The organism is Chthoniobacter sp. (assembly GCF_040003245.1).
Classification (GTDB): Bacteria; Verrucomicrobiota; Verrucomicrobiia; order Chthoniobacterales; family Chthoniobacteraceae; genus Chthoniobacter.
This window is the reverse complement of the sequence record NZ_JBDUCX010000241.1, coordinates 1-10,153: the sequence shown is the minus strand read 5'-3', so window position 1 is coordinate 10,153 and position 10,153 is coordinate 1. Positions and strand designations below refer to the sequence as shown.

Genomic DNA, 10,153 nt, shown 5'->3' with positions numbered 1-10,153 from the left:
CTTCCTCATCGCCCAGTGCAAGACCAAGAGCGGCTCGGTCCTCGGCGGCGCGCTCCTGCGCCCACTGGTCTGGTGGTGGTGTGCCGCCAATTTCTCCGCCGACTGGCTGCTCAAATTCGCTGAGCTCTTTGGCATTCCCAAACCGAAGGCGGGCGAAGCGACGCTGGCGGATACGAAAGAAGAAGCGTCCATGCCCCCATCGGAGATGGATTCTTCCGCGACCGGCAACTCATTTCCGTTCCTCGCTTGGGACGCTGACAAGCACCCTCGCAATGCTATCGGCCAATTCGCGCGCACCGCAAGCGACACTACCGGGTCTAATGGGCCACGCGGCAACACAACGGAGAACATCCAAAAAGCCCATGTCGACCCGGGCGTCAAAGACATGCCTGTTGAGAAAGTCAAAGACCACTACAGAACTTTTGTCAAACGCAGCACAGAGATCTACGAACAAAACAAAGCATTTCTGGAGAATAACTTATTTTCCACGGCCGTCGGCAGGCCGGACACAGTTGCGATCGATAATCACGGGGATATAAAGAAAACTCCGAAAGTGGACCCCGCTGCGCTCAAGTTATGGAAACAAATCTTTCTTGACGACGGCACGACCAAAACCGGTGAGAAAGAAAAGAATCTTGGAGAATGCGTCTCACTCGTAAGCAACCTAACCGGAATCACACCCGACAGGACAAAATGGCGTCCCGGTGCGAGGGTTGTCGACTCCGACAATATCAAACCCGGGACAGCGATAGCCACCTTTAACGACAAAGGGGTTTATGACCCAAGGGACAATCCTCACGCAGCCATCTTCATATCGAAAGGGACGAATTCCGAAGGGAGGGATTACATCCTCATACTCGAACAGTTCAATCCGGGTCACAAAGCGCGACATCCTCAAACCCGCGCACTATTTCTGGCCCCCGAACCAAGTGATCCCAGCAAAAGAGACTACTCAAATTGCTCCAACTATTTTCACGTTATCGAAACGACATAGAATTCCGCACCGTGTTCCAAAATCGACCGGTTTGAATTTGGTTCGCATTTGTCTCGATTTAAAACCAGAATTGAACAAAATCACCGGAAGATGAAACGGCTTTTCTCCCCAGGTTTTGCTCTGCTGAGCTTGTGGGCTCTTGGCGCTTGTTCCACTACCAATCACGCGTTCATTGGAGCGGCCACTGAGACAGCTCCTCCGCGACAATTGCATTCTAATGCAGACCATCCTTGGTGGGGGGGGGGCTAACAGTGTTGTGACCGGACGAATGCTCAAAACCCGTGCGGAATTGCTGTTTGCCATCAATATCTGGATGAAGCAATTCCACCAACCGGAGTTGACAGTGAACGATCTCATCGTGCGGATTGCCGATCAACAGATCGAGCGCGAGCCCATTCCGCGCGCCGAATATATTTTAGAGCGTATCGTAAAAAACCGGCGGTTCGATCTTCCGGTAGATCTGTGGATGAACCAATGGGAAAACATGACTTTGTCGGAGCAGTATTCTTCCAACGACCGAATTTCTTTACCAGCACACTATACGCTTGCAATACGCGTTCTCAATGTCCCTTGGGATTCTAGTCTGGATAGAGACGGAAACCAACTCAAGGTCGACTTCACGAAGGTTCCGATTGCCTACGCGTTTTCCGAGGAGAAAGGCGTAGTTAAGACGAAGCGAAAACCCAACAGGAAACACGTTACTGACAAAAGGGCGCAGATGCCGTAGAGAAACGATAGCTAGACGACACGCTACGCAATCTACGCGAGTGCCGGACGGGAACTGAGAAACGAAAGCCGATTGAGGGTAAGTTCTCGCTTGAAAATGATTTTAAAAGCCATGCCTATTTGAGCCCAATCCCCCGCCTACCTCCGCCTCTACAACTGTCTTCAAATGGACTATCATTCCAGCATAGAAAAATTGCCGGGGGAGAATTGCCTACAGGCTCCATGGCTACGGATGGCACGGACTTCCCGCTTTTGTTCTGACGGTCGCCGTTTGGGAATCTTATCTTAATCACTGCTTTTTTAGCGTCTGGGCGAAAACCTTTATAGGCGAAGAAGCCTACGAAAAGGGACAAGCCCTAGCGGAGGATGTAGAAAGGCTAAATGTAAGAGGAAAGGCTCTAATGGTTCCATTGCTTAGAGCGTGTTCTGCACTTTAACGAAGGAGAGACTGAAGCATGAGAGTGAGGAAAGCCAGCCAGTGCAGCCCGGCGACGGAGGAAGGCCAGCAGAGTGGCAGCGCCACTCCCCAAGGCGACCTCCTCGTCCTCGGCCAGACCCTCACCACCGACACCGGCGGCATGGGCCGCGGCGGCGGCAGCCACGCCCTCGGCTAGGTCCACGCCGATGTCCGCTCCGGCATCATCGACGCCGCCGCGAAATTCGCCGCCGCAGTCATCGAGCAGCAACTCATCCCCTCCATCCTCCGCCTCACTCCAGTTCCCGCTTCTGTACCAGACCCTCGGGAAAGAACACCTTGCGGACTTCGGGTGATCGGCTTCCCCCGTCTGTCAGGTCGGTGCCCGAACGATGGTTCAGTCGTTTTCCCAGTTTCTGAATACAGAGGCACCTTCCTATTTTAGCGGGCAAATTGAATAAAATCTGCTTTCGCGTGTCTATTTATTAACGGCATTAACAAATGCTGTGACCGGCTCCCGATCACGAATCCGGCACGGCGCCGGACTGCAGTATGAACAAATCAAAAAACCACTTCCGCCCGATACAGGATTTTGTATCCGAGGAGATGGTGACAGCTCTGCTCAACAAGCCTTGCTTCGATTTCAACGAACTGTTCGAGGTCGTCCATGCCCGGTTGCGCACCCGGAATGCCGCCAGCAGCGGCAAGGAGATGCTGCGCCTGCGCATCTACGAGAAGCTCCACGTCCTCGTCGCCCAAGGCTTGGTCAAGAAAGACGGCAAGCAATACTCCGGCGTGCCCGCAGCTCTCCGGACTCGCGCCGCCGAGATGACCGCGGCCAAAGCCCGGCTGCAACAGCGGCGGCAGGGCTCGGTGTTGCATAGCGAGTGACGCGTCGATTTCAGTTTCGGCAGCAGCGGTGCAATTCTGCGGAAGCCCGGCAATAAACCGGGCGAGGTTCAAATCCTCAGCCGCTACCGTTTTCTCAGTCTCATCACGCAGCGTATAGAGCATCTGCCAACAGTAGTTTCGGGATCACTGGCCCGGAGGGCCTCCGGCGTCCAAAGACCGTTCGGATTCGGCGATTACTTGGGCAGCCGCTCCAACCGCCGTGGCGCCTGGACAAAAGATAACCCGCGTTGCGCGCAATTTTGGGGGGCGCGCAACGCGGGTCTCGAGGAGGAAAGCAAAGCTTTCGGGAGAAATTATCGTTTGCTGAACTGGAAGCGCTTGCGGGCGCCGGGCTGGCCGGGCTTCTTGCGCTCTTTCATCCGCGGGTCGCGGGTGAGGAAGCCTTCCGCCTTGAGCGGGCCACGCAGTTCGGCGTTGGTCTCGGTCAGGGCACGAGCCACAGCGAGACGCACAGCACCGGCCTGGCCATTGATGCCACCACCGGTGGCGTTGACCGCGAGGTCAAACTGGTTGACGACCTTGGCGGTTTCGAGCGGCTGGAGAACGGTGTTCTGCAGGGCGGTCGTCTTGAAGTATTCCTCGAAAGGACGGCCATTGACCACGATCTTACCCGTGCCGGCCGACATGCGGATGCGAGCGACGGCTTCTTTGCGGCGGCCAGTGGCGATATATTCTTGGGGCATGGAAATGAAAAATTAGACGATCGAGGTAACGGGAGTGGGCATCTGCGCGGCGTGCGGATGGGCGGCGCCCTTGTAGACTTTGAGCTTCGTGTAGACGGCGCGGCCGAGCTTGTTGTGCGGGATCATACCCTTCACGGCGTGCTCGACGAGCAGCTCAGGACGGCGGGCGCGGCGGGACTTGACGGTCTCGCTCTTGTGGCCGCCGACATAGCCGGAGAAGCTCATGTAGGACTTCTGTTCTTCCTTCTTGCCGGTCACCCGGACTTTCTCGGCATTGATCACGATGACGAAGTCACCGGTATCGCAATGCGGAGTGAAGATGGCTTTCTCTTTGCCGCGCAGTAGATTGGCGGCTTTGGCGGCGACGCGACCCAGCACTTGGTCGGTGGCGTCGATCACCCACCATTGGCGGGCGACTTCGTTGGCTTTGGCAGAAAATGTCTTGGTCATTACGTTCGGGTTCCCAGTGGAAAAGGGTGCGCAAACTAGTGGGCGGGTTGCCCAGTGTCAACGACTTTTCCACACAGATTTCTCAAACCTGTCGCACTCTAGCAAATCGGCCGCCAAAAGGCAACTTCCCCGCTTGACCGGCTGGGGCTGCATACGGACTCTCCCCGGCGCCATGGCGACCGCTCTTTCACCGCAACGTAATCCGCCAGGCCCGGCCCCCTGGCACGAGGTGACCGGGGCGGATGGCGCGGTGCGGCCGCTCTATGGAGCGCTGCTGGAGAACCTGGGCCGGCTGCGCACGGCCGACCTGCGCGCCCTGGACGACCGCATGGCGGCGACGCTGCGGGAGATGGGCGTCAATTTCGACGTGATCCGGAACGACCCTTGGGGGCGGCAGCCGTGGACGTGCGACCTGCTGCCGCATATCTTCGCCAGCGAGGACTGGGCGCTGCTCGTAGCGGGCTTTCGGCAGCGGCTGCGGGCTTTCGAGTATTTCCTGGCCGACGTTTACGGCAAACGCGAGATCCTGCGCGCCGGGGCCGTGCCGATCCACGCGGTGCTGGGCAGTCCGCATTTCCAGAATGCCTGCATCAATCTCCCCTGCCCCCGTGGCGCCTACCTGCACCTGAGCGGGATGTGCGTGGCCCGCGATGCCCGGGGAGCGTGGCAGGTGAAGCATCACCACTTCGGGCACGCGACGGGCATTTCCTACATGATGCAAAACCGCCGGGCGCTGGCCCGCGTGCTGCCGGATATTTTTCAAGACACGGCGGTGCAATCGCTGGCGGAGATGCCCCTGGCGATCATGGAGCGGCTGCGCGAAACGAGCACGAGCCGCGGCGGCGAACCCGCGGTGGTGCTGCTCTCGCCCGGCGCGGGCAGCGCCGTCTCCAGCGAGCAGAGCTTCCTGGCGCGGCGCATGGGCATCCCGGTGGTGCAAGGCGGCGACCTGCTGGTGCTCGACGATTGCGTCTACCTGAAAACCGTACGCGGTCTGGAGCGCGTGGATGTGATCTACAATCGCGTGGCCGATGTGTGGATCGATCCCCTCGCCTTTCGCTCGGATTCGCGGCTCGGCGTGCCCGGGATGGTGCATTGCCTGCGCAAGGGCACCGTGGCGCTGGTGAATGCGGTGGGGACGCAACTCGCCGATGACCGTTCGCTGCTGGCTTTCGCGTCGCAGATCATTCGCTTTTATCTCAACGAAACGCCGGTGCTGCCCACGGTACCGACCCACTGGCTGGGCGATATCGACCAGCGCGAGATGGTGCTGGAGAACCTGGAGGCCTATCGCATCCGGCCGATTTCGCGGGAGGACACCTCGGGCTCGTGGGAGCGGGCCGCCGTGCGCGACGATGAAGTATTGCGGCAGGAAATCCGCAAGAACCCGAGCCATTTCGTGGCCCAGCCGCGCAGCGAAGGGGCGCCCACCATTTGCTTCGATGACGGGCAGCGCGTGGAGCATCCGCAGGATCACATTCTTTTCGCCGTGCGTAGTGGGGCGGATTTCGATGTCTTTCCCGGCGCGCTGACGCGGGTCTTTTCGCGGACCGATCCACGCGGGGAATTTGGCTTCGGCTGGACGAGCAAGGATTCCTGGGTGCTCGCGGACGAAAGCACGAACGCGCTGCTGCCCACGCTGTCCCGCCGGTCGCCGCATGCGGACTTCGTGCCGCGGCAGGTCACGAGCCGGGTCGCGGAATCGTTTTACTGGATGGGGCGCTACCTCGAGCGGGCGCATCACCAGGCGTATTTGATCCAGGTCGTCGAGACGCTGGAGACGGAAGAACTCAACACGGCCGAGCGGAAGGCGTATCGGCCGGTGTGGAACCGCCTGCTGCCGCCGCTCGAAAAGAGCGCGGGGACCAGCCGCCGCAGCATCGCCAACCGCCTCGACCGCTACCGGCTCGTGCTGCTCCCGGAGCCGGGGAGCGTGGTGAGCACTTTTCTCCGGGCCATGCACAATGCGGAGAGCGTGCAGGATTCGCTCAGCCCGGAGGCCTGGGCGACGCTCAGCGAACTGCGGCTGCGCTTCCAGCGCACGCGTTATCGCGACGGGCTGACCGAACCGGAAGCGGTGCGGCAGACGCGCAAAATGACGGAGGCGGTGACGCAATTGATCCCGCAATTCTTCGCCATCGCGGGCAACACCATGCTGGCGGACGACGGCTGGCGCTTTTGCGAGATCGGGCAGTCGCTGGAGCGCGCGGTGATCACGGCAAATTCGGCGCTCTCGCTCAGCGGCACGCTGGCGGCCCTGCCCGGCAAGACCAAGGCCCAGGCCAGCGAGATCGAGCTGAGCGTCTTTCTCCGCATGCTGGGGTGCCGCGATGCCTATCGGCGCATTTTCCAGATGCGCGCCGAGCCAATCCCCGTGCTGGAACTGCTCTGGCAGCATCGCGAAGTGCCGCGCAGTGTCTTGCGCTGTCTCTCGAAATGCGGCGCGCTCCTGCGGGAGAGTCTCGCCTCGGAAATGCCGGAGCAAGCGAGCGCCCCGCTGGCCATCGAGGGGCTGGTCCACCAGATCAAGCGCGTCGAGTGGCAGGCGTTTGTCGGCACGGCGCAGGATGAGGATCAGCCCGGGGCCAAATCCAGCGAAGCGCCGCACGTGCGAGAGGAGGAGCTCGAACCGTTGCTGGGACGGCTGCTGCAATCGACGATGGACGTGCACACGGTGATTGCGGATAGCTTCTTGAATCATCAGGCGCGGATCGCGCAGGTGACGCAGCCGCTGTTGCGAGGGTTCTAAGTCGTTAATTTCGCTCTTTGGTCGCGCGCTTTCGCGGGTTACACCGGGGTTATGCGTTTCCTCCTGCCCCTGTTTCTCTCCGCTGCGCTGGCTTTGGCCGCAGATGATTTTGTCGAGTCGCCGCTCCATCGCGAGAATCCCAATGTGCCTCACGGCACGGTGACGAAGATGCCCGCCTGGGAATCGAAGATCTTCCCGAACACCACGCGGGATTGGTCGATCTATGTGCCGGCGCAATACAAGCCGGAGACACCGGCGGCGGTCATGGTGTTTTTCGACGGCCATGATTATGTGAACGTGAAGGGGCATTGGCGGGTGCCGATCGTTTTCGACAACCTGATCGCCAGCGGCGATATGCCGGTGACGATCGCCATCTTCATCGATCCGGGGCAGGACAAATCGAAAGAGAAGCCGCAGAGCGCGTGGAAGAACAGCAATCGCAGCCTCGAATACAATTCGCTGGGCGAACGCAACGCGAAGTTCCTGCTCGAGGAGATCCTGCCCGAAGTGGAGAAGACGTATCGCCTTTCGCCTGACCCGGAGCTGCACGCAGCGTGCGGGGCGTCCAGCGGCGCCATTGCCGCGTTCACGGTGGCGTGGGAACGGCCGGACGCATTTCGCAAGGTGCTCTCGACGATCGGGAGTTTTGTAAACCTGGCGGGCGGGAATGCTTATCCGTCCTTGATTCGCAAGACGGAGCGCAAGCCGATCCGGGTCTATCAACAGGACTCGAGCGGCGACCTGGACAATCCCTTCGGCAATTGGCCGCTGGCCAACCAGCAGATGCACGCGGCGCTGAAGTACATGGGCTATGATGCGCGGTTTGATTTCGTGGAGGGCTATGGGCACAACTCGAACTACGGCGGCAGTGTCTTCCCCGAGGCCCTGAAGTGGCTCTGGCGCCAGGACGCATCCAAGCCGGAAAAATCGAACGGCAAAGGCGATCTGGCGGTCGACATGACGCTGAATCGGTTGCTGATCGAGGGCGAGGACTGGAAGCTCGTGGCCGACGGGCTCATCTTTGCCGATGGGCCGTGCACGGATGCGGACGGCAATTTTTACTTCTCCGATATCAAGTTGCCGGCCATCTACAAAATCGCGGTCGATGGCACGAAGACGAAGCTGGCGGACGATCTCGGGAGCGGCTTGAAGTGGGGCCCGGACGGGAAACTCTACGCCTGCCAGGGCGCAAAGAAGCGGCTCGTCGCCTTCGACCTGAAACAGAATCCGCCGGGGGTCGAAGTGATCGCCGAGGACGTGAATCCGAACGATCTCGTGGTGACTTACAAGGGCGACATTTATTTCACTGCCACCGGCAAGCACGAGGTGACGCGCGTCGCGGCCAAGACGCATGAGATGAGCGCGGCAGATGTGGGGATCACGGCGCCGAACGGGATCACCCTTTCGCCCGACGAAGGGACGCTGGCGGTTTCCGATTACCGCGGGGAGAATGTATGGACGTTTCGCGTCGAGCCCGATGGCAAGCTGACGGCGAAAGGACCCTACATGACGATGCGGCGACCGGTGGACCCGAAGGGTGAATTCACCTTCAACGAACCGCCGCCCTACATGAAAGTGGCGGGTGGAGATGGAATGGCGATGGATGTGCAAGGGCGCTATTACGTGGCGACGACTCTGGGCGTGCAGGTGTTCGATCCGACCGGGCGGCTGTGCGGCGTGCTGCCGAAGCCGCAGGCGGACAAGCCGCTGACGAGCGTGATGCTGTCGGGAGCGAATCGCGAATACCTGTATGTGACCAACGGGGACAAAATCTACCGGCGGAAGGTGCAGGCACAGGGGGCGGTGTTCTACCAGACGCCGCACTGATCGGCGGTGCGGAGCTTTCGTCCCTGCGGCCCTGCTTGCCTCGGGGCAGCACGTCGCTAAGGTATGGACTTGCCATGGCGTCGTTGCTCATCCCCTCTACGCTCTTTTTCGCGCTTCTCCTGGCGAGTGCGGCGGCGCAGGAATTGCCGAAGCGGTCGGGACCGGCGGACTTCGATCCGTCCGCACCGACGTTGATGCTCAATGACCTGCCGTCGGTTCCGATTCCGCCATCTTCTGGGGATTTCGCAGCCAACTCGAACCAGCCGCCGGCGGATGTGGCCAAGCTGGAAGGCGCACTCGAACGGGCGAAGAAGAATGCGGCTTTTCGCGAGCGGCTGTGCAAATCGGGCGTGCTCTCCAAACTCGAAGCCGAGCAGGGCCAGATGCTGGTTTTCCGGTTGACGAAAGACCTGGCCAACGCGCGCCTCGCAGCGGCGAAGTGGGAAACTGAGGATCAAAGCAAAGCGCCTCCGAAAGATGACGCGGCGAAGCAGGCGCTGGCCGACGCCGAGGCTCGACTCGCGGCGGCGAGATCCTCCGCGCAGGATGCAATGACCAAGTGGGAGCAGGCGCAGCGGGCCGCGGCGGAAATTCGCGTGCAGCGCGAGCGTATGCTAATGGCCCTCGGCGCGGGCTCGAAGTCTTCGTTGAAGCGGGCAGAAGCGGCGTTGCAAAGCCTGACCGCGGCTCCGGCTCACTAACGCGCGGTCACGGCGACAGCCGCTCGATCTTCCACGCTCCGTCCGGCTGGCGGGTGTAGCGCAGGCGGTCGTGGAGGCGGCTGCGACGGCCCTGCCAGAACTCGATGGTCTGCGGGATGACGCGATAGCCGCCCCAGTGGGGCGGCAGCGGGATTTCTGCGCCGCCGTATTTGGCGAGGGCGTCGGCGAACTGTTTCTCGAGTTGCTCCCGATGGGCGATCACTTCGCTTTGACCAGAAGCCCACGCGCCGATCTGGCTGCTCTCGGGACGCGAGTGAAAATAGGCTGCGGACTCCTCGCGCGAGGTCTTCTCGATCGTGCCGGTGACATTCACCTGGCGCTCCAGCGCATTCCACCAAAAGGTCAGCGCGGCACGGGGATTGGCGGCGAAATGCTGTCCCTTCGCCCCCTCGTAGTTGGTGAAAAAGGTGAACCCGCGATCGTCACAAATCTTGAGCAGGACCGTCCGTGTCCACGGCTGGCCAACGGCATCGACGCTCGCCACGGTCATGCCATTCGGCTCGAGGAGCTGGCGATCCACCGCCTCGTGAAGCCAGGCATTGAATTGCTGGATCGGGTCCGGATCGAGATCGCTCCGGCGCAAGCCCCGCTGGGAGTAGTCCTGGCGGAGGGCGGCGAGTTCAGCAGGAGAAAGCATGGCGAATGTTTGAAGGGTGATGTTTGAAGTTTGATTCA

At 60.6% G+C, this 10,153-nt stretch carries 10 protein-coding genes; 7 read left to right on the top strand and 3 right to left on the bottom strand.

What is annotated here, in order from left to right:
* The 4 genes from ABJF10_RS25060 to ABJF10_RS25045 form a co-directional block, all read left to right on the top strand.
* A partial coding sequence (locus tag ABJF10_RS25060) for a BPSL0067 family protein (protein WP_348547360.1) occupies positions 1 to 994 on the top strand: 994 nt, incomplete at its 5' end.
* A gap of 217 nt (positions 995 to 1,211) precedes the next feature.
* A complete protein-coding gene (locus tag ABJF10_RS25055) occupies positions 1,212 to 1,721 on the top strand; it encodes a hypothetical protein (protein ID WP_348547359.1) in 510 nt (169 codons plus the stop codon).
* A 454-nt stretch (positions 1,722 to 2,175) separates the two neighbouring features.
* Positions 2,176 to 2,334 carry a hypothetical protein gene (locus tag ABJF10_RS25050; protein ID WP_348547358.1) on the top strand — a complete coding sequence of 53 codons (159 nt, stop codon included), beginning with the start codon at positions 2,176 to 2,178 and terminating at the stop codon, positions 2,332 to 2,334.
* Positions 2,335 to 2,687: 353 nt separating this feature from the next.
* Positions 2,688 to 3,026 (top strand): hypothetical protein, encoded by a 339-nt coding sequence (locus ABJF10_RS25045; protein ID WP_348547357.1) that lies wholly within the window; start codon positions 2,688 to 2,690, stop codon positions 3,024 to 3,026.
* Positions 3,027 to 3,340: 314 nt separating this feature from the next.
* Here ABJF10_RS25045 and rpsI read toward each other — a convergent pair whose 3' ends face one another.
* Together rpsI and rplM are read right to left on the bottom strand one after the other, a co-directional pair.
* A complete protein-coding gene (gene rpsI, locus ABJF10_RS25040) occupies positions 3,341 to 3,730 on the bottom strand; it encodes a 30S ribosomal protein S9 (protein WP_348547356.1) in 390 nt (129 codons plus the stop codon).
* 12 nt (positions 3,731 to 3,742) lie between these two features.
* Positions 3,743 to 4,180 carry a 50S ribosomal protein L13 gene (rplM, locus tag ABJF10_RS25035; RefSeq protein WP_348547355.1) on the bottom strand — a complete coding sequence of 146 codons (438 nt, stop codon included), beginning with the start codon at positions 4,178 to 4,180 and terminating at the stop codon, positions 3,743 to 3,745.
* A gap of 172 nt (positions 4,181 to 4,352) precedes the next feature.
* On the opposite strand from rplM, the gene ABJF10_RS25030 reads away from it, so the two are divergent.
* From ABJF10_RS25030 to ABJF10_RS25020, 3 genes are all read left to right on the top strand, one after another.
* Positions 4,353 to 6,929, top strand: a complete 2,577-nt coding sequence (locus ABJF10_RS25030; RefSeq protein ID WP_348547354.1) for a circularly permuted type 2 ATP-grasp protein — start codon at positions 4,353 to 4,355, stop codon at positions 6,927 to 6,929.
* A 51-nt stretch (positions 6,930 to 6,980) separates the two neighbouring features.
* Positions 6,981 to 8,756: an SMP-30/gluconolactonase/LRE family protein gene (locus ABJF10_RS25025; RefSeq protein WP_348547353.1), complete on the top strand. Its 1,776-nt coding sequence runs from the start codon at positions 6,981 to 6,983 to the stop codon at positions 8,754 to 8,756.
* 74 nt (positions 8,757 to 8,830) lie between these two features.
* Complete coding sequence (locus ABJF10_RS25020; protein WP_348547352.1) at positions 8,831 to 9,457, top strand: hypothetical protein; 627 nt, start codon at positions 8,831 to 8,833, stop codon at positions 9,455 to 9,457.
* Between the two features lie 7 nt (positions 9,458 to 9,464).
* Here ABJF10_RS25020 and pdxH read toward each other — a convergent pair whose 3' ends face one another.
* On the bottom strand, positions 9,465 to 10,115 hold the full coding sequence (pdxH, locus tag ABJF10_RS25015) for a pyridoxamine 5'-phosphate oxidase (RefSeq protein WP_348547351.1): 651 nt from the start codon (positions 10,113 to 10,115) through the stop codon (positions 9,465 to 9,467).
* Between the last annotated feature and the right edge of the window lie 38 nt (positions 10,116 to 10,153).

Coding starts and splice junctions, on each gene's coding strand:
- ABJF10_RS25055 (WP_348547359.1), top strand. CDS start 1,212: ATGCAGACCATCCTTGGTGGGGGGGGGGCTAACAGTGTTGTGACCGGA.
- ABJF10_RS25030 (WP_348547354.1), top strand. CDS start 4,353: ATGGCGACCGCTCTTTCACCGCAACGTAATCCGCCAGGCCCGGCCCCC.
- ABJF10_RS25045 (WP_348547357.1), top strand. CDS start 2,688: ATGAACAAATCAAAAAACCACTTCCGCCCGATACAGGATTTTGTATCC.
- rplM (WP_348547355.1), bottom strand. CDS start 4,180: ATGACCAAGACATTTTCTGCCAAAGCCAACGAAGTCGCCCGCCAATGG.
- ABJF10_RS25050 (WP_348547358.1), top strand. CDS start 2,176: ATGAGAGTGAGGAAAGCCAGCCAGTGCAGCCCGGCGACGGAGGAAGGC.
- rpsI (WP_348547356.1), bottom strand. CDS start 3,730: ATGCCCCAAGAATATATCGCCACTGGCCGCCGCAAAGAAGCCGTCGCT.
- ABJF10_RS25020 (WP_348547352.1), top strand. CDS start 8,831: ATGGCGTCGTTGCTCATCCCCTCTACGCTCTTTTTCGCGCTTCTCCTG.
- ABJF10_RS25025 (WP_348547353.1), top strand. CDS start 6,981: ATGCGTTTCCTCCTGCCCCTGTTTCTCTCCGCTGCGCTGGCTTTGGCC.
- pdxH (WP_348547351.1), bottom strand. CDS start 10,115: ATGCTTTCTCCTGCTGAACTCGCCGCCCTCCGCCAGGACTACTCCCAG.